Here is a 21,143-nt window from a genome sequence, read left to right on the forward strand (position 1 = left end):
GGCGCGTGCGCCCCGGCCGACGGCGGCCCCGGCGGTGGCCAGAGGCGACGCGTGTCCCCGAGGGGCGGGCCTGCGGCGGGCGGGCCCCGACTTCCGTGGTCGCGCCGCGCTCCGCGTACCCGCCTTTGACCTGCCGGAACGCGCTCCGGATCGGGCAACGGTCTTACTTGCCATGCCGCTCAGCCTAGTCGCATCAACCCCACTCTCACCATCTGCCACACGGGTCACAGATTGGTTGCAAAGACGCCGGTCTGCCTCACATCGCCGCCGGGCCTGCTGTTTAAGGTGGACACCTGTCCGGTCACTGTGCTGGACCGCCACCCACCGCCCCGCCCCACGAGGAGTCATCTGCCCATGCCCGTCACCGTCGTCGCCACCATGCAGGTCAAGCCCGAATCCGTGGACACCGTTCGGGAGATCATGAAGCGCACCGTCGCCGAGGTGCATCAGGAGCCGGGCTGCGACCTGTACTCGCTGCACGAGACGAACGGCACCTTCATCTTCGTCGAGCAGTGGGCCGACGGAGACGCGCTGGCGGCGCACGGCCAGGCGCCCGCGGTGACGCAGATGTTCGCCGAGGTCGGCGAGCACCTCGCTGGAGCTCCCGACATCAAGGTGGCGCAGGCCGTGGTGGCGGGCGATCCGGCCAAGGGCTCGCTGCGGCCCTGATGAGCGCTTGCGCGAAGAAGCGAGGATTTTGATGAGCGCCGACAAACCGCTCGCAGGCAGGGTCGCGTTCATCACCGGAGCCGCCCGCGGCCAGGGCCGTGCGCACGCCGTCCGGCTGGCGTCCGAGGGCGCCGATGTGATCGCTGTCGACATCTGTGACCAGATCGCGTCGGTCCCCTACCCGCTGGCGACCGCCGACGACCTGGCCGCCACGGTGAAGCTGGTCGAGGACACCGGCGCGCGGATCGTCGCCACGCAGGCCGACGTCCGCGACCGCGCGGCACTCAAGGCCGCGCTGACCGAAGGCGTAGAGGCGCTGGGCGGACGACTCGACATCGTGGTCGCCAACGCCGGCATCGCGCCGATGGCCGGCGAGGACGCCTGGCAGGACGTCATCGACGTCAACCTCACCGGCGTCTTCCACACCGTGGAGCTCGCTGCGCGCCCGATGGTCAAGGCGGGCAACGGCGGCGCGATGGTGCTGACCAGCTCGGTGGCGGGCCTGGTCGGCCTTGCGTCGCCGATGGCCGGCTCCGTCGGTTATGCCGCCGCCAAGCACGGCATCGTGGGCATCATGCGCGTGTACGCCAATCTGCTTGCCTCGCACAGCATCCGGGTCAACTCGGTGCACCCGGCGGGCGTCGACACACCGATGATCGACAACGAGTTCATCCGCAGCTGGCTCGAGGGTCTGGCGCAGGAGAGCAAGGGCGGCCCCGACATGGGCAATGCCTTGCCTGTGCAGACACTGCAGGCCGAGGACATCGCCGCGGCGGTGGCCTGGCTGGTGTCCGACGAGGCGCGCTACATCACCGGCGTCACGCTGCCGGTCGACGCGGGATTCGTCAACAAACGTTGACGCGGCCCAGATGAGAGCGCTCTCATCTGGGTCTCACCGCCGGTCCATCCTGTTCCGCGATGCCGGTGGCCGTGCCTACCTTGCTCGCCGCGACCGCGGTGGCGGTCGCCGGCGACTCGTTCTCAGCCTCGGACACTCCCGACGCATCCGATAAAAACCTTCACTGGTGAAGGAATTTCCTACATCGATGCAGAAATTTCCTTCACACATGTAGCTTCCGCTGGTACGTTGCGTTCATGGCCACCGCCGTGAAGACACGTCGACGCAGCCGGGCAGCCCACCTGGGCCCGGAACGCCGCCGGCCGCAGGTCCTCGACGCCGCCTTGGCCATCACGTTCGAGGAGGGCGTCAGCGAGGTCACCATCGGCGCTGTCGCACAACGCCTCAACGTCACCCGCCCGGTGGTCTACGCGTGCTTCGCCGACCGGATCCAGCTCATCTCGGCACTGCTGGAGCGCGAGACCGCCGTCCTGCGCGACGCACTGGTCGAGGCGCTGCACTCCGCCCGCGGCGACACCCCCGAGGCCGCCTTCACCACCGGCTTCCAGTCGCTGCTGCGGGTGGTGCAGGCGCGGCCGCAATCGTGGCGCTTCGTCTTCTTCGCCACCCCGGACCCGGCCGTGGCAAGCCGATTCGCTCGCGTGCGTGCCCAACTGGGCGACGCGACGTCCGCCTGGCTTCGGCCGGTGCTGGAGAAGTGGTGGTCGATGACCGACGCCGACACGAAACTGCCCGTCCTGGTCGAGCTGCTGATGTCCTCCTCCGAGGCGGCCGTCCGGTCACTGCTCGACGACGCAAACCCCTGGAGTGCAGACGATCTCGGCGAGCTCTACGGCCGGATGATGTGCCACGCCTTCGCCGCCGCATAGCAACAGCGGCAGCTCTCCACCCACCACTGAAGGGAAGTCCCATGTCCACAACCAGTCTCGAGCGCACCGCACGCCGTCGCAGACCCCGGTCCGGACCCGCTGCCGTCCTCCGGGCGGTCACCACCGAGAGCAGGGGCGCCGTGACCGCTCATGAGGACTACGGGTTCTTCGGACCCGACTCGGTGACCTGGAAGGTGTGGGGGTATCCGACATCGCTCACGGTCGGGTTCCAGCGCGCCGTCGTGGTCGAAGAACTCGACCCGAACCTCGTCGCCGCGGTCGACACGACCCACGACATCTACAAGCGCCCCCGCACCCGCTACGACCGCACCCTGCACTACTTCGCGCTGGTCGCATTCGGGGGGACACGCGAAACCGCCACCGCCTCGGACATTCTGGTGAAGATCCACTCGAAGGCGATCGGCACCGAACCCTACGGCGGCGGGCGATACGACGCGAACGATCCCGCCTCCCAGCTGTGGATCCATCTGACCGCCTGGCACTCGATCCTCTACGCCTACGAGAAGTACGGTCCCGGCCCCCTATCTCCCGAGGAGGAGGCCCGCTACTGGGAGGAGTGCGCGGTCGCCGCCGAACTGCAGACCTGCTCGCCCGAGGACGTGCCGCGCACCCGCGATGGGGTGCGACGCTACTTCGAGCAGATGCGACCGCAGCTGGCGGGCAGCGAGATCGCCGTCCAGGCGATGAACCACCTGCTCGACGCCAAGGTGATGCTGCCGCCGATGCCCAGGGCGGCGCGCCCGGTGGCGCGGGTGGTCGCCGAGGTGCTGCGGGCCGGAACCATCGCCACCATGCCGCGGTGGATGCGCGAGATGAGCGACATCCGCCAGCCCAGGATCGTCGACGTCGCGGTCCGGCCCGTCCTGTGGACGGCCTTCCGGGCGATGACCGTGAGTCCGCGCGCCGAACTCGCCATGCTCAAGGTGCTCTCGCCGATGACACATCCCGTCGTGGCGCCGGTCAAACTCGGTGTGCCCCCGGCTCGCCGGGAGACACTCACGCCCGCCGAGGCGCGGACGCGCTACGGCTTCGAACCACCCGCCGTCGCGCACCGCGAATTGCGGGACCGCCAGGCCAAGCGCGTGTTCGGGCAGCACATCGCGCCCAGCGACGAAGGCCTCATCGAGTCCGAGCCCATCCTGGGTTCCCTGTCCTGAGCATGCGACTGGTCAGGGCGATGCGCGACCGGGTCACGTTGGCCCTCATCGCTGCGGCGATGATCGGTGTGGGGTTCCTTGGGCTGTACTGGTCGACGTCGCTCGACGACTTCGACCAGTGGGGATTCCGCATCACGTGCGGTACCGGCTTCGCCGCCGACTACAGCCAGGCCGGCACCGCGGACGCCGCCGCCGCGGAAACCCGACAGACACAACCGGATTACGTCGGGCAGTGTCGTTCGGCGATCTGGATCCGCCGCGGCTGGACCGCGTCGGTGATGTCGATCGGCCTCGCCCTGTCCATCGCGCTGCTGCTCAACAGCAGGGAACGCGTCGACGACAGGGCAGCGCAGGAGTGATCCGAGGAGGAACCGCGGCGCGGACCCTCAGATCTCGATGACCGTCGGGACGATCATCGGCTGACGGCGATAGGTCTCCCCCACCCACTTGCCGACGGTGCGGCGCACCGCCTGGGCGATGCGCCCGGGATCGGTGACCGTGTCGGCGGCCAGCGACTCCAACTCGGCCTCCACCTTGCGCGCGACCGGTTCGAGCGCCTTGGGATCTTCGGAGAAGCCGCGGGAGAGCAGGTGCGCCGGCCCAGCGGGGCGGCCGGTGCCACGGTGCACCACCACGGTCACGGCGATGAAACCCGATGACAGGATGAGCCGTTCGCCGAGCGTGGCGTCGCCGACGTCGCCGGTGATCAGACCGTCGACGAACATCTTGCCGACCGGGACCGCTCCGGCGATGCTCGCCTTGCCCGCCACCAGGTCGACGCTGACGCCGTTCTCGGCGATCACCACGTTGTCCTCCGGCACGCCGCTCGTCGCCGCCAGCTTCGCGTTGGCGCGCAGGTGCCGCCAGGTGCCGTGCACCGGCATCACGTTGCGCGGTCGCACGCCGTTGTAGAGGAACATCAGCTCGCCGGCGTAGGCGTGACCCGTGACGTGCACGCGCGCCTGGGCATTGGTGACCACCCGGGCGCCGATCTTCGCCAGCGCGTCGATGACGCCGTAGACGGCTTCCTCGTTGCCGGGGATGAGCGACGACGACAAGATGATCAGGTCGCCTGCGGTGAGGGTGATGCTGCGATGCTCGCCACGTGACATCCGGGACAGGGCGGCCATCGGTTCGCCCTGGGTGCCGGTGGTGATGAGCACCACCCGGTCGGGCGGCATCATCTCGGCCGCGCCGATGTCGATCACGTCGTCGGTGCCGACGTCGAGGTAGCCGAGTTCGCGCGCGATACCCATGTTGCGCACCATCGACCGGCCGACGAACGACACCCGCCGGCCCAGTGCCACTGCGGCGTCGATGATCTGCTGCACGCGGTCGACGTTGGAGGCGAAGCACGCGACGATCACCCGGCCCTCGGCGCCGCGGATCAGCCGGTGCATCGTGGGGCCGATCTCGCTCTCCGACGGGCTGACACCGGGGTGTTCGGCGTTGGTCGAATCGCACAGGAACAGGTCGACGCCGGCGTCGCCCAGCCGCGACATCCCGGGCAGGTCGGTCGGGACGCCGTCCAGCGGCATCTGGTCGAGCTTGATGTCACCGGTGTGCAGGACGGTTCCGGCGCCGGTGTGCAGGGCCACCGCCAGGCAGCCGGGGATGGAGTGGTTGACGGTGAAGTACTGGCACTCGAAGACTCCGTGAGTGCTGCGCCCGCCCGCCGCGACCTCGACGAACTTCGGCTTGAGGCGGTGTTCGCGGCACTTCTCCGCCACCAGCGCGAGGGTGAACTTCGAGCCCACCACCGGGATGTCGGGACGCAGCTTGAGCAGGAACGGGATGGCGCCGATGTGGTCCTCGTGCGCGTGGGTGAGCACGAGGGCCTCGACGTCGTCGAGCCGTCCCTCGACGTGCCGCAGGTCCGGCAGGATGAGGTCGACGCCTGGCTCGTCGTGGGTGGGGAACAGCACCCCGCAGTCGATGATGAGCAGCCGGCCGAGGTGCTCGAAGACCGTCATGTTGCGGCCGATCTCGCTGATGCCGCCGAGTGCGGTGACCCGCAGCCCACCCGGTACCAGCGGGCGCGGTGGCCTCAGTTCGGGGGTCTCCATCACCGTGCCGTCCGAGCGGCGGTCATCGCAGTACCGCTGCCGCGCGCATGTCTCTGGCCAGCTCCTCGACCTCGGTGGGTGTGGCCGCGACCTGGGGAAGTCGCGGATCGCCGGTCTGGAAGCCCTGCAGGCGCAGTCCCTCCTTGGCCATCGTCACTCCGCCCAGGCGGGCCTGCGCGTCGGCCAGCGGCGCCAGCGTGCCGTTGATCTTGCGTGCGGTCGCCACATCGCCGGAGTGGAACGCGGACAGCATGTCGCGGATCTGGCCGGCGGCCACGTGCCCCCAGACGCTGATCACTCCGACGGCGCCCATCGCCAGCCACGGCAGGTTCAGCGCGTCGTCTCCCGAGTAGTACGCCAGCCCCGTCTCGGCGATGATCCGCCCGCCACCGTGCAGATCGCCCTTGGCGTCCTTGATCGCGACGACGTTCGGATGTTCGGCCAGCGTGCGGATGGTCGGCCATTCGATGGGGATCACCGAGCGCGGCGGGATGTCGTAGAGGATCAGCGGCAGCGGGGTCGCGTCGGCGATCGCGGTGAAGTGCGCGAGCAGGCCGGACTGCGAGGGTCGCGAGTAGTACGGGGTCACCACCAGCAGGCCGTGGGCGCCCTCCGCCTGGCAGGCCCTGGCCAGGTTCATGCTGTGGGCGGTGTCGTAGGTGCCCGCGCCGGCGATCACCCGCGCCCGGTCTCCGACCGCTTCGAGCACGGCGCTCAGCAGTGTCAGCTTCTCGCCGTCGGTGGTGGTCGGCGACTCGCCGGTGGTTCCGGAGAGCACCAGCCCGTCGCAGCCCGCGTCGACCAGGTGGGTGGCCAACCGGGCGGCGGTGGCGGTGTCCAGGGAGCCGTCCGGCTTGAACGGAGTGACCATCGCGGTCAGCACGGTGCCCAGTCGGGCCGTCACGTCGAATCCGCCGGTGCTCACGGACACCTAGATTACCCGCTGGTGTTCACGCTTCCGTAGCCAGCGGCGAGGTGGCCACCTCGGTGCCGTCGGCGAGCGTCGCGATGTCGAAGTCGCCGAACACCGCGGGGGCGACGTCGACGAGCTGGCGCAGGCAGGCGATGGCGAGCCGGCGGATCTCGACGTCGGCGTGCTCACTGGCCCGCATCGCGATGAAGTGCCGCCAGGCGCGGTAGTTGCCGGTGACGACGATGCGGGTCTCGGTCGCGTTGGGCAGCACCGCGCGGGCCGCCTGCCGGGCCTGCTTGCGGCGCAGCACGGCCGACCGGTCGCCGGACTGGTCGCCGATGAGCTTCGCCTCCAGCCGGGCCAGCAGGTCGGTGTACGTGGCCCGGTTCGCGTCGGCCGCCTCGGTGAAGATCCGGACCAGCTCCGGGTCGTCCTCCATGCCCGGCGGGATCACCACCTGCGAGTCGTGCTCGGGGACGTACCGCTGCGACAGCTGCGAGTAGGAGAAGTGCCGGTGCCGGATCAGCTCGTGGGTGCACGACCGGGAGATGCCGCTGATGTAGAAGGACACCGAGGCGTGCTCGAGCACCGAGAAGTGTCCGACGTCGATGATGTGCCGCAGGTAGGAGGCGTTGGTGGCGGTGCGGGGGTTGGGCTTGGACCAGCTCTGGTAGCAGGCCCGGCCGGCGAACTCGACCAGCGCCTCGCCGCCGTCGGCGTCCGTGCTCCACGGGACGTCCGGCGGCGCCACGAAGTCGGTCTTCGCGATCAGTTGCACGCGCAGCGGCGCGGTCTCGGCCACGGGCTCACCTTAGTGCGACGGCCGCAGGATTCGTGACCGGTGGCCTGCCGGAACCGCCTTACGCTGGACGGACCGATGAGCCACTACGCCGAGATGCCCGGATTGAGTGCCCTCTACCTCGAAGACAGCTATGTGCTCGACATCGTCGAGGCGGCCGGACGACTGACGTTCTCGATGTCGGCCGTTCTCGCCCCTGAGCATCCCGCCTATCACGATCCGCTTCCCGGCGAGCAGTACTGCTACGCCCACGGCGCGCTGGTGTTCTCCGACGTGGCGCACACCGATTGGCTGGAGCGCTCGACGCGGCGCTACGTCGACGCGACCGGCGAGACCGACCTGGGCAATATCGACAGCCTGACGTCGGCCGACGGCACGTACGAGGTCACCGGTGACTGGGGACGGGTTCGGGTCCGATGCGCCGGCCCGCCGCGGTTCACCCTGCGGGACGCGCCGTGACGCCGAAGGAGTACGACGCTGACTGGCGGCAGATGTCCGAGGAGGAGATGGCGGTGGTGACGGCCGTCGTCGCGGCACTGCCCGGGTTCGCGGGGCTGCTCGACGGGCTCGCCGGGGCGGTCGTCCGTCGTTCGACCGACTGGATCCTCGACATCCGGTCCCACAGCGATGTGCCGGAGGTCGACGTGCCGGACGGGCCGGTCCCGGCGCGGGCGTTCGTTCCGAACGGGGCCGAGTACCGGGGCGAGATCCTCGTCTGGGTGCAGGGCGGCCGGCTGTCCGGCCTCGAATACGCCTGGGTGACCGACGATGTGCCCACGCGGTGGCCGCGCCCGGACGAGATCGAGGTCGTCGGCCCGTGAACGGCGAATTCGAGTTCCTCACCCGCGATGACGCCGGGTTGCTCGTCGAGATCACGAGCCGCCGCCATCCGGATTTGGCCGACCGGATCCGCACGGCGCATGCGCTGTCGCGACCGGATGCCGTCGAGATCGTGAACACGCTCAGCGAGGAGTTCGTCGATCATCTCGACCGGGACTGGGAGCCGACGGACTACGGGCGGGACTATCCGCGGGAGGGCTTCTTCGACGATCTGACCCTGACCGTCAACGTCCTCTACGACATGGTGCTACCCGATCCGGGTGCCCGGCTGGGAACGGTCCTGACCGATGACCGCGAGGTCGACACGCTGAGGCTGCTCGAGCGGGTGCTCGGGCCGCTGATCGCCGATCTGGGCGATGCCCCGGATGCCCGTTACCTCTCCGACCCGCGCTGGGGCGACGTCGTGGATGCGTGCGCTGCTGGGTCGTCTCGTCGGCCACACCATCGTCGATGCCCGGGTGTCCGAAGCAGGGGCGCTGACAATCGGTTTCGACGACTCGACCCGGCTGACGGTCGAGCCCGATCTGGCCTACGAAGCGTGGAACGTCAGCGGTCCGGTCGGGTTCCTGACCGTGTGTATGCCCGGCGGCGAACTCGCGATCTGGACCGGCTCCTGACTCACCTCGGCGCCGTCGCGCCGACAGCGGCCCGTAACGCGCCGGCCAGATCCCCGCGCTCCCCGACCGCCACGTCGGCCAGTCCCAGCCAGTCCGCCATCCGGCGCAGCTCGACGGCCAGAGCGGCGGCCACCTCCACCGGGCGCTCCCCCGGCTCGGTGAACGCCCCCACCACGTGCAGGGCATCGGCGGCGCGTTCGGCCTTCAGGTCAACCCGGCCCACCAGGCGGCCGTCGAGCAGGAACGGCCACACGTAGTAGCCGAACTGCCGCTTGTGTTGCGGCACATAGATCTCGATGCGGTAGTGGAATCCGAACAGGCGCTCCATCCGCGGCCGGAAGAAGATCAGCGGATCGAACGGGCAGAGCAGCGCGGTGCCCCGGTCTCGGCGCGGCACACTCTGGCCCGCTCGCAGATATGCCGGCGCGGCCCACCCGTCGACCTCCACGGCCTCGAGCTGTCCCGCGTCGACGAGATCGGCGAGCGCCGGCTTCACCTGTTTGGCCGAGAGCCGGAAGTAGTCGCGGATGTCGGCCTCGGTGGCCACCCCGAGCGCCGTCGCCGCGCGCAGCGCCAGTTCGCGGATCGCCTCGTCGTCGTCGACCTCCCGCGCCAGCACGTCCGGCGGCAGCACCCGCTCGGACAGGTCGTAGTGCCTGGCGAATCCCACCCGGGTCGCTGTGGTCAGCACCCCGGACGACCACAGCGCCTCGGCCACCCACTTGGTCTCGCTGCGGTCCCACCACGGACCCTTGCGCCCCCGCGGCTCCGCCTCCAGGTACGCCTCGATCTGGCCGGCCGTCGACGGACCGAGCTCGGCCACGGCCGCGACGACGTCCTCGGCGAGCTTCGGATTCTTCCGGACGATCTCGGTGCCCCAGCGGCCGTGGACGTATTCCCGCATCCGCCAACGCATCAGCGGCCAGTCGTCGACGGCCATGAGCGCCGCCTCGTGCGCCCAGTACTCGACGAGCAGCCGGGGCGAGCGCGCACTGTGCCGCCAGGCGGCCGCGTCGAGCACGTCCCGGTCGTACCCGCCGAGACGACTGAACACCGGCGCGTAGTGCGCACGCACCGTCACCGACACCGAGTCGAGCTGCAGCACCTGGATCCGCCCGATGAGCCGTCGCAGGTGCGCGCGGGTGACCGGGCCGCGCGGCGCGGGCTCGCCGAAGCCCTGTGCCGACACGGCGATGCGACGGGCCTGCGCTGCGCTGAGCGAGACGACCATCAGGTGATCGTGCCCTAACGCACCGACAGGATGCGATCGAAGATCAGCGCGGTCACGTTGTCGATCGGTCTGCTCTCGCCGGTGCTCTTCGCCCGCAGCGCCGCGCCCTCCCATGCGTCGACGATCAACTCAGCCGCGGCACCGGCGTCGATGTCCCGGGCGAACTCACCGGACTGCTGCCCGTCGCGGATCGCGGCGGCCAGCACGCTGCGCCACCGTTCCAGCCCTCCGACCGCGGCGGCGGTGACCGCGGGCGCGTCCGCGGGCGCCTCGGCGGCGAAGTTGCCGTACATGCAGCCGCGCCGGTAGCCGTGCGCGGCGAGGTCCTGCCTCAGGTGTTCGAGGTGGTTGCGGACACGTTGCGCCGCAGGCACATCGGGTTGGTCGAGCAGCGAGAGCCGGCGCTGTTCGCCGTACCGGGCGAGCACCTCGAGGGCGAGCGCCTCCTTGCTCGGGAAGTGGTTGTAGAAGGACCCTTTCGGCGCGTGGGCGGCTGCAGCGATCGCCGCCACCCCGGTGGCGGTGTACCCACCGGCGTGCAGCGCGGCGAAGCCGGCGTCCAGGAGAGCCTCGCGGAGGCTGGGCTTGGGCACGGGCTACCTCCAGCCGGTCTGCACGTCGTCGATGTCGATGGAGACGGTGACGACGTCTTCGACCGGCCTGCCGTCGTCGTCGCGCGGATGGACGATGCGCGTGACGGGCAGCACGATGCCGTCGAATTCGCGGTGGTCGTCCATGTAGTGCGCCGCGGGGGACCCGCCGGCGATGTCGACCTGGTAGTCGCGCCGGCGTAGCAACCCGTCGGCGTCGACGTAGAGCACCTGGTCGGAGCTGTGCGTGGCGATGTCCTCGGGATACCGGACGGCCAGCCGTCGCCAGGTCTCGCCGCGTTCGTGCCAGGTGCCGAGTTCCTCGGTCTGCACGCCCGGAAAGGTCAGCTGGTAGGGCTCGGTCAGATACGTCCACATGGCGTATCCCGAGAAGTACGCGAGTTGGGAGGGTGACCAAGGCGTCTCGAGAGTGTGACCGGTGAAGGACGAGCGAGGGTCACGCAACTCCTCCACCTGCTGGTGTGCGTCGTCATCGTGTTCGATCACCACCAGGCCGGGGGTGAAGTGCGACCGGAATCCCGGTGTCGGTAGCGGTCGGTGCCATGTGTGCTGCTCCTGCACCCGGATCTGCACCCTCGAGTCGTCGAGGATGCCGCCGACACCCTTGAGCGGCCACAGCACGCCGCCCACGATCTGGTGAATCCCGAGCGTGTCGAGCTGCTGCCACCGGTCAGCACCTCCGTATGCGGCGAGAACCTCGTCGAGAAGCTTCATTGCAGTCTCCCTTCTGTGCGGTGACCGAGGAAAACGACCGGTCGTCTTACGCTTAACGCGGCGGTGCGGCGCCGCATTCCGGGGAGCGCTCAGTGCGCGGGGACTCAGGATCGGCGGTAGCTGGAGAATCGGTATCTCAGGCCGGCGGCACTGGTCAGCCACTCCCCCGCGGTCCCCACCCAGTCGCCGCCCAGGACCGGCGCCACCGCGTCGGCGTCCTCCCGCGGCAGGTCGATCTCCACCTCGGTGACTTCGCACCGCGTCGCCAACGGCATCGCGAGCGTGTAGATCTGGGCGCCACCGATCACCCAGGTGTCGTCGTCGCCGATCGCCTCGTCGAGGTCGCCGACCACGCTGGCGCCGTCGGCCGCGTACTCCGCCTGCCGGGTGATGACGACGTTCTTGCGTCCCGGCAGCGGCCGCACCTTGGCCGGCAGCGATTCCCAGGTCAGCCGGCCCATCACCACGGTGTGGCCCATGGTGAGTTCCTTGAACCGGGCCTGGTCCTCGGGCAGCCGCCACGGGATGCCGCCGTCCCGGCCGATGATCCCTGAGGTGGACTGAGCCCAGATGAGGCCCAGACTCAGCGACATGACTCGGACCTGCGAGCAGTCCTCATACCGCCACCGGGGCCTTGATGGCCGGGTGCGGATCGTAGTTCAGGATCGAGATGTCGTCGTAGGTGTAGTCGAAGATCGAGTCACGCTGCGCCAGAAGGAGTTGCGGGTACGGCCGGGGCTCCCGGCTCAGCTGCAGCGTCACCTGCTCGACGTGGTTGTCATAGATGTGGCAGTCACCGCCGGTCCAGATGAACTCGCCGACGCCGAGCCCGGCCTGGGCCGCCATCATGTGCGTCAGCAGCGCGTAGCTCGCGATGTTGAACGGCACTCCGAGGAACAGGTCGGCGCTGCGCTGATAGAGCTGGCACGACAGCCTGCCGTCGGCGACGTAGAACTGGAAGAACGCGTGACACGGCGGCAACGCCATCTGGGGGATCTCCCCGACGTTCCAGGCCGAGACGATGATGCGCCGGGAGTCCGGGTCGGTCCGCAGCAGGTCGAGCGCCGCGGTGATCTGGTCGATGTGCTCCCCCGACGGCGTCGGCCACGACCTCCACTGGACCCCGTAGACCGGGCCCAGATCGCCTGTCGGCGAGGCCCACTCGTTCCAGATAGTGACACCGCGCTCCTGCAGCCACCGGACGTTGGAGTCACCGCGCAGGAACCACAGCAATTCGTAGACGATCGACTTGGTGTGCACCTTCTTGGTGGTGATCAGGGGGAATCCGGCGGCCAGGTCGTAGCGCAGCTGGTGGCCGAACAGGCTGCGGGTGCCGGTGCCGGTGCGGTCGGATTTCGGCGTTCCCTCCGAGAGCACCAGACGCAGCAGATCCTCGTACGGCGTCTCGATCGGCACGTCGCTCAGCTTACGTCCACCCCCGGCGAGTAGAAACGAAGCCATGCCGAGTATCAACGCCACGATCGACACGCCCGACGGCGCCTGCCCCGTCACGCTGCACACGCCGAACGGCACCGGCCCCTGGTCGGGTGTGGTGATGTTCCCCGACGCCGGCGGCGTGCGCCCGACCTTCCAGGAGATGGCCGCCCGGCTGGCCGGCTTCGGCCACGCCGTGCTGCTGCCCGACGTCTACTACCGCGACGGCGACTGGGAGCCGTTCGACATGGGCACGGTGTTCACCGACGAGGCGGCACGCAAGCGGCTGTTCGGGATGATCAGTTCCTTGACGCCGGAGCGCGTCGCGGGTGACGCGGGCGCGTTCTTCGACTTCCTCGCCGGCCGCCCGGAGGTGCGCGGCGACCGGTTCGGTGTCTGCGGCTACTGCATGGGCGGGCGCATCTCGGTGACGCTGGCCGGGTTGCTGCCCGACCGCATCGCCGCGGCCGGGTCCTTCCACGGCGGCGGCCTGGTGGTCGACGGTGACGACGCCAGCCCGCACCTGCTCGCCGACCGGATGACCGCGACGATCTACGTCGCCGGCGCCGAGAACGACAAGTCCTTCACGACAGAGCACGCCGAGACGCTGGAGAAGGCGCTCACCGCGGCCGGCGTCACGCACACCGTCGAGATCTACCCGGCCGGGCACGGGTTCGCCGTGCCGGACAACGTGCCCTATGACGAGGAAGCCGCCGAGCGGCACTGGATCGCCCTGCAGGAGCTGTTCGAGACCGCCCTGCCCAGTTGACCCCACTCTCGGAGCGGGCGCTGAACCGGGCCACGCTGGCCCGTCAGCTGCTGCTGCAGCGCTCGTCGATGAGCGCGCTCGAGGCCCTCGAGCACCTCGTCGGTATGCAGGCCCAGGCGCCGTTCCCGCCCTACTACGGGCTCTGGAGCCGGCTCGAGCACTTCACCGCCGACGAACTGTCCGGGCTGCTGCTCGACCGTCGGGCCGCGCGAATCGTGTTGATGCGCGGCACGATTCACCTCGTCAGCGCGGCCGACGCCCACCGGCTCCGTCCCCTGGTGCAACCGCTGCTGGACCGCATGCTGCGCGGGATGCACGGCGCCGCGCTCGGCGACGTCGACGTGGACGCCGTCGCCGCCACGGCCGCCGAGATCCTCGAGACCGAGGCGCTGACACCGGCCGAGTTGGGTGCCCGGCTCGCCGAGCGGTGGCCGGACTGCCCTCTGCGGGCGCTCACCGAGATCGGTCGCAGCCTGGTGCCGCTGGTGCAGGTGCCGCCGCGGGCGCTGTGGCAGCGCAGCGGGCAGGTGCGGCTGACCACTGCGGTTGGCTGGCTCGGTCCGGCAACCGACACGCTGTCGATGGACGACCTCGTGCTGCGGTACCTCGGCGCCTTCGGGCCGGCTTCGGTGGCCGACATGCAGACATGGAGCGGGCTCACGCGGCTCGGTGAGGTATTCGACCGGCTCTCCGACCGGCTGATCCGGCTGCAGACCGACAGCGGCCGGCGGGTCTACGACCTGCCAGACGCACCGCGGCCCGATCCCGACCAGCCTGCGCCGGTGCGGTTGGTCGCGGCGTTCGACAATCTGGTGCTCTCGCACGCCGACCGCACGCGGGTGATCAGCGACGCGCACCGCAAGCGGCTGTTCGCCGGCGGCAACGGCGTGTTCCCCGGCACCGTGCTGGTCGACGGGTTCGTGGCGGGCACCTGGGAGCTCGAGGGGCGCGCGGCGGCCACGTCGATGCGGGTGACGCCCTACACCGAGCTCGCGGACACCACGTCGGCCGAGGTCGAGGCCGAGGGAATCCGGTTGCTGCGCAGCGCTTTCGACGCCGAGGATCCGACGGTCAGTTTTTCTGACGGCGGCGCTTGAACAGTGCACGCAGCAGGCCGCGCGCGGCATAGATGCCGGTGGCGATGCACAGCACGATCATCGCCACGAACATGACCAGCCAGTTCGGTCGGTCGTGTTTGACGTTCCACCAGATGATCGTGAACAGGACAGCGCAGATGAAGACGAAGATGTCGCGCCAGTCGCCCTGATACGACATCGCGGCCGTTCGCATCTGTCGGCTGCGGTCGTTCGCGGCGATCAGGTCCGCGATGCGCTGGTCGATGCTGCGCTTGAGTCCGGCCCGGAGTTCGGGCTGGTCATCCGGGATCCGCTGGAGCAGGTCGAGGTCCTTGAGGATGAGGCCCCGAACGTCGGGCCCTTTGATGTTGCCGGCGACCATGCCGAGCAGGGCGCCTCCTGCCAGCGGCGCCGCCCCGAGCGCGAGTTCGGCGATTCCCGGCATGGGTCCTCCTGGTGGTGGGTGGACGTCAGTTCATCAGGGTGGCTGCCAATGTGCCACCGAGTTCGTACGCGCGTTCGCGAACGCCGGAATCGACCGGCCCGGCGACCTCGAGCACGTCGGCGGCCTTGGCCAGGGCCAGACCGGTCGCCAGCTTCTCCACCGCGGCGGCGGCGCCGACGGTGTCGTTGTTGCCGTGCACCCACAGTCCGTAGGGGCGGCCCGCCACGTGGTCGAGGCTCGGGTAGTAGACCGTGTCGAAGAAGTGCTTGAGCGCCCCGGACATGTAGCCGAAGTTCGCGGTGGTGCCGAACAGATAGCCGTCGGCGCCGAGCATGTCGGGCAGGGTGGCGGCGAGCGCCGGGCGCACCTCGACGTCGACTCCGGCGATGTCGGGATCCCGCGCGCCCTCGAGCACCGCCTCCAGCAGCTCCCTGGTCGCCGGCGACGGGGTGTGGTGCACGACGAGCAGGGTCCTGCTCACGTCCGCTCCTCCAGTTCGACGGCCTTGCGCATCGTCTCGCGGGCCCGGCTTCGGTCGCCGGCATAGTCGTAGGCCCTGGCCAGCCGGTACCAGCGGACCCAATTGTCCGGCTCGGCCTCCACTTCCGCGCGCACGGTCTGGAACAGCGCGTCGGCGGCCTCACGTTCGACGCGCCCCGACGCCATCCGCGGTAGTCCGCTGACGTCGAGTTCCATGCCGCGCTCGCGTGCCGTCCGCGCCAGCCGCTGATGCGCGAGGCCGGCCCGCAGCGTGCTCACCATGACCCAGATGCCGATCAACGGCAGCGCCAGCAGCGCCATCCCGAGGCCGATGGCCGCCGCCTCGCCGGAGGTGATGAAGGCCATGGCGATGCGGCCGAGCAGGATGAAGTAGACGACGAGCGCCACGCACATGAAGCCGATGAGCACCTGGATGCGCAGGGCGCGGCCGCCTTCGGTCATAGGTCGAGCAACGGCTCGATGCCGATGGTCAACCCCGGCCGCTCCGCCACCTTCCGCACTGCGAGCAGCACTCCCGGCACGAACGACGTGCGGTCGATGCTGTCGTGACGGATGGTGAGCGTCTCACCCTCGGTGCCGAACAGCACCTCCTGGTGCGCGACGAGGCCGGCCAGCCGAATCGAGTGCACCGGCACACCGTCGACGTCGGCGCCGCGGGCTCCGTCCAGGCCCGTGCTGGTGGCATCGGGGTTGGGCGGCAGCTCTTTTCGCGCCTCGGCGATGAGCTTGGCAGTGCGGGTCGCCGTTCCCGACGGCGCATCGGCCTTGTGCGGGTGGTGCAGTTCGATGACCTCGACCGAGTCGAAGAACCGCGCGGCCTGCTGCGCGAAGTGCATCGACAGCACAGCGCCGATCGCGAAGTTCGGGGCGATGAGCACCGCGGTTTCGGGCTTTGCCGACAGCCAGTCCCGCACCTGAGCCAGCCGCTCGTCGGTGAACCCCGTGGTGCCGACGACGGCGTGAATCCCGTTGTCGACGAGAAACTTCAGGTTGTCCATCACCACGTCGGGATGAGTGAAGTCGATGACCACCTCGGTGTCGCTGTCGACGAAGAGGCTCAACGGGTCTCCGGCGTCGACGGCCGCCGACAGGGTCAGGTCGTCGGCCGCCTCGACGCCCGACACCATCGCCGCACCGACCTTGCCCTTCGCGCCCAGCACCCCTACTCGCATGCCAGGGAGCCTAGTCGGCGCCCAAATCAACGCGAGGAGCGTGCCGGGGGCACCTCCACTTGCGGGGGCCGAAATCCCTTCTGTCACTCTTACTTCTCCCGCCACATCGCGGCCGTTCTTGTCGGACCATCGAACTAATGTTCGATACATGGAGAGCTTGTCGGTGCGGATCAAGGCGATGGCCGCCGATTTCGACGCTCTGCGCGACGAGCTGGCCGCAGGCAACGCCTCACCCCGCGAGCTGATCGCCGCTGCCGAGGACTGGGAGGTGCTGCAGCGGCGCCACGCCACCTTCAGCCACGAACTCCTGGCCATTCTCACTCGAGACGCCGACCCGGCCGACCTGGGGGGCTCCTCCCTCAAAGACCTGCTGGTGCACCGGTTGCGGATCAGCAGCGCCGAAGCCGGCCGGCGCATCACCGACGCCCAGCAACTGGGGCCGCGACGGGCACTCACCGGCCAGCCGCTGCCACCGCTGTTGGCCAACACCTCCGCCGCCCAGGCCGAGGGCCGCATCGGCCAAGAACACATCCAGATCATCTACAAGACGCTGAACAAGAAGCTGCCCGCATGGACCGACGGGCTCGCCCGCGATCAAGCCGAACACACCCTGGCGTCCATCGCCTGCACCCTGGATCCCGAGCAACTCCAGGCCGCCGCCGACCGGCTGATCCTGCTGCTCGACCCCGACGGCCCCGAACCCACCGACGGCCAGGCCCGCAAACGCCACCTCACCCTGGGCCGCCAAGACGCCGACGGCATGAGCCGCCTCACCGCAGTCATCGACCCCCAGTGCCGCGCCACCCTGGAACCGCTGCTGGCCAAGCTGGCCGCACCGGGGATGTGCAACCCCGACGACGACACCCCGACCGTCGACGGCGAACCCGACCCAGACGCAGCCCGCCGCGATCTGCGCACCCCCGGGCAGCGCCGCCACGACGCGCTCACCGCCGCCGGACGCGCGCTGCTGGCCTCCGGAGAGCTGGGGCAGCACCACGGGCTGCCGGTCAGCGTCATCGCCAGCACCACCGTGCAGGAACTGCAGCGCGGCGCCGGGGTCGCGGTCACCGGCGGCGGGTCGTTGCTGCCGATGGCCGACCTGATCCGGATGGCCTCCCACGCCTACCACTACCTGGCGGTGTTCGACGAACACACTCGACTGCCCCTCTACCTGGGCCGCACCCGGCGCATCGCCTCCGCTGCCCAACGGATCGTGCTGCACGCCATGGATCGCGGGTGCACCCGGCCCGGCTGCACCGTGCCGGGCTATTGGTGCCAGGTCGACCACCTCAATCCCTGGGCCGACGGCGGAGCCACCGACATCACCGACCTCGGCCTGGCGTGCGGGCCCGACAACCGGATGAAGGAGAAAGGCTGGACCACCCGCCGCGTCGACGGCCGCGTGCACTGGATTCCACCCGAACATCTCGACACCGGGCAACCCCGGACCAACCGCTACCACCACCCCCAGGAATACCTCGCGGAACCAGGAGCCGACGACGATGACGGTGAAAAACCCGGCGCCGCATGACCTGCGGCGCGGCCCGGCTCAGGCCGAGCGTTCGGCGCGGCGACGCGCTTTGCGCTTGATGTCCTCCGCCAGCGCATCGATGTACTGCAGCCCGTCGAGTAGCGACGGGTCGGTCAACAGCGCGCGGAACACGGTCTGGACGGTGACGCCGTGGTCGGGCCGGTCGGTCACGGTGATCGAGTCGCCCGCCCGGACGTGCCCCGGGGTGATCACGCGGAAGTACGCACCCGGAACGGCCGCCGCGGTGAACGTCTTGATGAGGCCGGGGATCCCGAGCCACGCAGCGAACGTCTTGCAGGGCGTGCGGGGCGCGGTGAGCTCCAGCACCAGGCCGTCCGAACCGATCCGCCAGCGTTCGCCGATGACCGCGGTGGTGACGTCCACACCCGACGTGGTGAGGTTCTCGCCGAACATGCCGTCGCTGATCTGGCGGTCCAGCCGGCCGGACCAGTTGTCGAGGTCCTCCCGGGCGTACGCGTACACCGCCTGGTCGCCACCGCCGTGCAGCTTCCCGTTCCCGATGATGTCTCCGGCCAGGCCGCTGCCCGCGCCGGGACCCGGGGATCCGGGCGCCTGCACCAGGACGGCGCCGTCGGTGGGCGCCTTGTCGATCCCGGTGGTCGCGGACGGTTTCGCGGGGTTCGCTCGCGGACGAGCGACGTTGACCGACAGCACATGCGACATGCCGCCCACAGTAAGCGGGCGCCGACGCGATGGCTCGGCGAGGTCACACCGGCGACGCGCCGCGCAGATGCTCGAAGATCAGCGACGTCTGCGTACCCGCGACATCGGCGTCGGCGTTCAGGTTCTCCACCACGAACGAACGCAGGTCGTCGGTGTCGCGGGCGGCGACGTGCAGGATGAAGTCGTCGGCGCCGGCGAGGAAGTACACGTCCATCACCTGCGGGCGGCGCCGGATCTGCTGGATGAAACTGCGGATCTTGCCGCGGGAGTGCGACTGCAGCGTCACCGAGATCATCGCCTGCAGCGACAGACCGATGGCCGCCGGGTCGATGTCGGCGTAGAAGCCGCGGATCACGCCGACCTCCTGCAGTCGTCGGACCCGCCCGTGGCACGTCGACGCGGCGATGCCGACTTGCTCGGCGAGTGCGCTGTTCGACATCCGCGCATCGGCGTGCAGTGCGGCCAGGATGCGGCGATCCGTCTCGTCGAGCGGAACGGCCCGAACATCCTTCGGCTCGCGCGGCTCCGGATAGGCCGAGATCGTCGGATCATCATTCACGCGGGCAGCATACCGAATTATCCACAGTGTTATTGCATATCTTCCGAATGTTCTTCACACTTGATGCAGCCCACAACCTCAAGGAGCGATCATGCGTGTCGGTATCCCGACCGAGATCAAGAACAACGAATACCGCGTCGCCATCACCCCCGCCGGAGTGGCGGAACTGACCCACCGCGGCCACGAGGTGCTCATCGAGGCCGGCGCCGGCGAGGGTTCGGCCATCATCGATCGCGACTTCAAAGCCGCAGGCGCGCAGATCATCAGCACCGCCGACGAAGTGTGGGCGGAAGCCGACCTGCTCCTGAAGGTCAAAGAGCCGATCGAGCCCGAATACGCGCGCATGCGCGAGGGTCAGACCCTGTTCACCTATCTGCACCTGGCCGCCTCGAAGCCCTGCACCGACGCCCTGATCGCCTCGGGCACCACGTCGATCGCCTACGAGACCGTTCAGACCGCCGACGGCGCACTGCCCCTGTTGGCGCCGATGAGCGAGGTCGCCGGTCGGCTCTCCGCCCAGGTGGGCGCCTACCACCTGATGCGCAGCCACGGCGGCCGCGGCGTCCTGATGGGCGGCGTGCCCGGCGTCGCACCCGCCGAGGTCGTCGTCATCGGCGGCGGCGTGGCCGGATACAACGCCGCCCGCATCGCCAAGGGCATGGGCGCGCACGTCACCGTCTTCGACCTCAACGTGAACACGCTGCGCAAGATCGACAACGAGAACAGCGGCGCCATCGAGACCCGTTACTCGTCGATGCTCGAACTGGACGACGCCGTCAAGCGCGCCGACCTGGTGATCGGTGCGGTGCTCGTGCCGGGCGCCAAGGCCCCAAAGCTCGTCACCAATTCGACTGTGGCCGGCATGAAGTCGGGTGCGGTGCTCGTCGACATCGCGATCGACCAGGGCGGCTGCTTCGAGGATTCCCGCCCCACCACGCACGACGACCCGACGTTCGCGGTGCACGACACCGTCTTCTACTGCGTGGCCAACATGCCCGGTGCGGTGCCGCGCACCTCGACGTTCGCGCTGACCAACGCGACCATGCCCTACGTGCTGAAATTGGCCGACAAGGGATGGCAGGCGGCCTGCGCGGCGGACGCCGCGCTCGCGAAGGGCCTGTCGACCCACGAGGGCGCGTTGCTCAACGAGCATGTCGCCGACGCGCTCGAGCTGCCCTTCACCGATCCGGCCACCGTGCCGGCCTGATCGACTACTCGAACAACGTCCCGTCGACGTAGAACCACTGGCGGGCTCTGACCACGAAGCGGGACCGCTCATGAAGCGTCCCGCTTCGTCTGTCCTGCAGGTAGTGCGCGCGGAACTCCACCTCCCCCGTCTCGTCGCCCGCACCGCCGGCCACGACGTCGAGGACCTCGAGGGCGGTCCACTCCAGCGAGGCATCCGGTGTCAGTGCGTCCGGACGGCTACGCGGATGCCATGTCCGCCATACATATTCGAGGTCGCCGACGGCGTAGGCGCTGAACCGCGACCGCATCAGCCGCTCCGCCGTCTCGGCATGCCGCTCACCGTGGTGCAGCGGACCGCAGCACCCGCCGTAGGGGTCGCCGCTGCCGCAGGGACAGGCATCGGTCGGGCGCACGCTCC

At 69.6% G+C, this 21,143-nt stretch carries 27 protein-coding genes and 1 pseudogene; 13 read left to right on the forward strand and 15 right to left on the reverse strand.

The window, feature by feature from the left end:
- Positions 1-354: 354 nt before the first annotated feature.
- The 5 genes from H7I41_RS15380 to H7I41_RS15400 all read left to right on the forward strand — a co-directional run bounded on the left by H7I41_RS15380 (position 355) and on the right by H7I41_RS15400 (position 3,934).
- Positions 355-669, forward strand: coding sequence for a putative quinol monooxygenase (locus tag H7I41_RS15380; RefSeq protein ID WP_264013469.1), 315 nt, complete (start codon positions 355-357; stop codon positions 667-669).
- A gap of 31 nt (positions 670-700) precedes the next feature.
- Positions 701-1,528 (forward strand): mycofactocin-coupled SDR family oxidoreductase, encoded by an 828-nt coding sequence (locus H7I41_RS15385; RefSeq protein ID WP_264013470.1) that lies wholly within the window; start codon positions 701-703, stop codon positions 1,526-1,528.
- Between the two features lie 236 nt (positions 1,529-1,764).
- A complete protein-coding gene (locus tag H7I41_RS15390) occupies positions 1,765-2,397 on the forward strand; it encodes a TetR/AcrR family transcriptional regulator (protein WP_264013471.1) in 633 nt (210 codons plus the stop codon).
- A gap of 41 nt (positions 2,398-2,438) precedes the next feature.
- Positions 2,439-3,575, forward strand: a complete 1,137-nt coding sequence (locus H7I41_RS15395) for an oxygenase MpaB family protein (protein ID WP_264013472.1) — start codon at positions 2,439-2,441, stop codon at positions 3,573-3,575.
- Positions 3,576-3,577: 2 nt separating this feature from the next.
- Positions 3,578-3,934, forward strand: a complete 357-nt coding sequence (locus H7I41_RS15400) for a hypothetical protein (RefSeq protein WP_264013473.1) — start codon at positions 3,578-3,580, stop codon at positions 3,932-3,934.
- A 27-nt stretch (positions 3,935-3,961) separates the two neighbouring features.
- Here the strand turns inward: H7I41_RS15400 and H7I41_RS15405 are convergent, their stop codons facing one another.
- The 3 genes from H7I41_RS15405 to thyX are packed head-to-tail and all read right to left on the reverse strand — an operon-like array spanning position 3,962 to position 7,356.
- A complete protein-coding gene (locus H7I41_RS15405; RefSeq protein ID WP_264013474.1) occupies positions 3,962-5,641 on the reverse strand; it encodes a ribonuclease J in 1,680 nt (559 codons plus the stop codon).
- Between the two features lie 22 nt (positions 5,642-5,663).
- Positions 5,664-6,572: a 4-hydroxy-tetrahydrodipicolinate synthase gene (gene dapA, locus H7I41_RS15410; protein ID WP_308214627.1), complete on the reverse strand. Its 909-nt coding sequence runs from the start codon at positions 6,570-6,572 to the stop codon at positions 5,664-5,666.
- Positions 6,573-6,591: 19 nt separating this feature from the next.
- Positions 6,592-7,356, reverse strand: coding sequence for an FAD-dependent thymidylate synthase (gene thyX, locus H7I41_RS15415; protein WP_264013476.1), 765 nt, complete (start codon positions 7,354-7,356; stop codon positions 6,592-6,594).
- Positions 7,357-7,431: 75 nt separating this feature from the next.
- Between thyX and H7I41_RS15420 the strand changes: the two genes are divergently transcribed.
- The 4 genes and pseudogenes from H7I41_RS15420 (at position 7,432) to H7I41_RS15430 (ending at position 8,810) form a co-directional block, all read left to right on the forward strand.
- Positions 7,432-7,812 carry a hypothetical protein gene (locus tag H7I41_RS15420; RefSeq protein WP_264013477.1) on the forward strand — a complete coding sequence of 127 codons (381 nt, stop codon included), beginning with the start codon at positions 7,432-7,434 and terminating at the stop codon, positions 7,810-7,812.
- Positions 7,809-8,174: a hypothetical protein gene (locus tag H7I41_RS15425; protein WP_264013478.1), complete on the forward strand. Its 366-nt coding sequence runs from the start codon at positions 7,809-7,811 to the stop codon at positions 8,172-8,174. The genes H7I41_RS15420 and H7I41_RS15425 overlap by 4 nt, the downstream gene beginning before the upstream one ends.
- Before the next feature lie 131 nt (positions 8,175-8,305).
- Positions 8,306-8,551, forward strand: a pseudogene (locus tag H7I41_RS30470) (hypothetical protein); the annotation flags it as partial.
- Between the two features lie 7 nt (positions 8,552-8,558).
- Positions 8,559-8,810 (forward strand): DUF6188 family protein, encoded by a 252-nt coding sequence (locus tag H7I41_RS15430; RefSeq protein ID WP_264013479.1) that lies wholly within the window; start codon positions 8,559-8,561, stop codon positions 8,808-8,810.
- A gap of 1 nt (position 8,811) precedes the next feature.
- On the opposite strand, the gene H7I41_RS15435 is transcribed toward H7I41_RS15430, so the two are convergent.
- From H7I41_RS15435 to H7I41_RS15455, 5 genes are all read right to left on the reverse strand, one after another.
- Positions 8,812-10,041, reverse strand: a complete 1,230-nt coding sequence (locus H7I41_RS15435; RefSeq protein ID WP_264013480.1) for a winged helix-turn-helix domain-containing protein — start codon at positions 10,039-10,041, stop codon at positions 8,812-8,814.
- A 14-nt stretch (positions 10,042-10,055) separates the two neighbouring features.
- Entirely contained in the window at positions 10,056-10,634 is a 579-nt protein-coding gene (locus H7I41_RS15440) for a TetR family transcriptional regulator C-terminal domain-containing protein (protein ID WP_264013481.1), read from the reverse strand.
- Positions 10,635-10,637: 3 nt separating this feature from the next.
- Positions 10,638-11,366, reverse strand: coding sequence for a hypothetical protein (locus H7I41_RS15445; RefSeq protein ID WP_264013482.1), 729 nt, complete (start codon positions 11,364-11,366; stop codon positions 10,638-10,640).
- Positions 11,367-11,470: 104 nt separating this feature from the next.
- The gene (locus H7I41_RS15450) at positions 11,471-11,959 is read right to left on the reverse strand and encodes a dihydrofolate reductase (protein WP_264013483.1); all 489 of its coding nucleotides are present in this window, start codon (positions 11,957-11,959) and stop codon (positions 11,471-11,473) included.
- A 22-nt stretch (positions 11,960-11,981) separates the two neighbouring features.
- A complete protein-coding gene (locus H7I41_RS15455) occupies positions 11,982-12,782 on the reverse strand; it encodes a thymidylate synthase (protein ID WP_264013484.1) in 801 nt (266 codons plus the stop codon).
- Positions 12,783-12,825: 43 nt separating this feature from the next.
- On the opposite strand from H7I41_RS15455, the gene H7I41_RS15460 reads away from it, so the two are divergent.
- Positions 12,826-13,569, forward strand: coding sequence for a dienelactone hydrolase family protein (locus H7I41_RS15460; protein ID WP_264013485.1), 744 nt, complete (start codon positions 12,826-12,828; stop codon positions 13,567-13,569).
- A complete protein-coding gene (locus H7I41_RS15465) occupies positions 13,566-14,666 on the forward strand; it encodes a winged helix DNA-binding domain-containing protein (RefSeq protein WP_264013486.1) in 1,101 nt (366 codons plus the stop codon). The genes H7I41_RS15460 and H7I41_RS15465 overlap by 4 nt, the downstream gene beginning before the upstream one ends.
- Here H7I41_RS15465 and H7I41_RS15470 read toward each other — a convergent pair.
- The 4 genes from H7I41_RS15470 to dapB are packed head-to-tail and all read right to left on the reverse strand — an operon-like array spanning position 14,641 to position 16,763.
- Positions 14,641-15,090, reverse strand: coding sequence for a hypothetical protein (locus tag H7I41_RS15470; protein ID WP_264013487.1), 450 nt, complete (start codon positions 15,088-15,090; stop codon positions 14,641-14,643). The genes H7I41_RS15465 and H7I41_RS15470 overlap by 26 nt on opposite strands.
- Positions 15,091-15,115: 25 nt before the next feature.
- Positions 15,116-15,571 carry a flavodoxin family protein gene (locus tag H7I41_RS15475; RefSeq protein ID WP_264013488.1) on the reverse strand — a complete coding sequence of 152 codons (456 nt, stop codon included), beginning with the start codon at positions 15,569-15,571 and terminating at the stop codon, positions 15,116-15,118.
- Positions 15,568-16,032 carry a tetratricopeptide repeat protein gene (locus H7I41_RS15480; protein ID WP_264013489.1) on the reverse strand — a complete coding sequence of 155 codons (465 nt, stop codon included), beginning with the start codon at positions 16,030-16,032 and terminating at the stop codon, positions 15,568-15,570. Before H7I41_RS15480 ends, H7I41_RS15475 begins: the two co-directional genes overlap by 4 nt.
- Complete coding sequence (gene dapB / locus H7I41_RS15485; protein ID WP_264013490.1) at positions 16,029-16,763, reverse strand: 4-hydroxy-tetrahydrodipicolinate reductase; 735 nt, start codon at positions 16,761-16,763, stop codon at positions 16,029-16,031. The genes H7I41_RS15480 and dapB overlap by 4 nt, the downstream gene beginning before the upstream one ends.
- Before the next feature lie 148 nt (positions 16,764-16,911).
- Here dapB and H7I41_RS15490 point away from each other — a divergent pair, with 148 nt between their 5' ends.
- Positions 16,912-18,294, forward strand: coding sequence for an HNH endonuclease signature motif containing protein (locus H7I41_RS15490; protein ID WP_264013491.1), 1,383 nt, complete (start codon positions 16,912-16,914; stop codon positions 18,292-18,294).
- An 18-nt stretch (positions 18,295-18,312) separates the two neighbouring features.
- On the opposite strand, the gene H7I41_RS15495 is transcribed toward H7I41_RS15490, so the two are convergent.
- Positions 18,313-18,978: an MOSC domain-containing protein gene (locus tag H7I41_RS15495; RefSeq protein ID WP_264013493.1), complete on the reverse strand. Its 666-nt coding sequence runs from the start codon at positions 18,976-18,978 to the stop codon at positions 18,313-18,315.
- A 43-nt stretch (positions 18,979-19,021) separates the two neighbouring features.
- Positions 19,022-19,537 (reverse strand): HTH-type transcriptional regulator AldR, encoded by a 516-nt coding sequence (aldR, locus tag H7I41_RS15500; protein WP_264013494.1) that lies wholly within the window; start codon positions 19,535-19,537, stop codon positions 19,022-19,024.
- Between the two features lie 91 nt (positions 19,538-19,628).
- On the opposite strand from aldR, the gene ald reads away from it, so the two are divergent.
- Positions 19,629-20,744, forward strand: a complete 1,116-nt coding sequence (gene ald, locus H7I41_RS15505) for an alanine dehydrogenase (RefSeq protein WP_264013495.1) — start codon at positions 19,629-19,631, stop codon at positions 20,742-20,744.
- Positions 20,745-20,748: 4 nt separating this feature from the next.
- On the opposite strand, the gene H7I41_RS15510 is transcribed toward ald, so the two are convergent.
- A complete protein-coding gene (locus tag H7I41_RS15510; protein WP_264013496.1) occupies positions 20,749-21,138 on the reverse strand; it encodes a YchJ family protein in 390 nt (129 codons plus the stop codon).
- Between the last annotated feature and the right edge of the window lie 5 nt (positions 21,139-21,143).

It is taken from the genome of [Mycobacterium] manitobense (assembly GCF_025821665.1).
GTDB lineage: Bacteria > Actinomycetota > Actinomycetes > Mycobacteriales > Mycobacteriaceae > Mycobacterium > Mycobacterium arseniciresistens.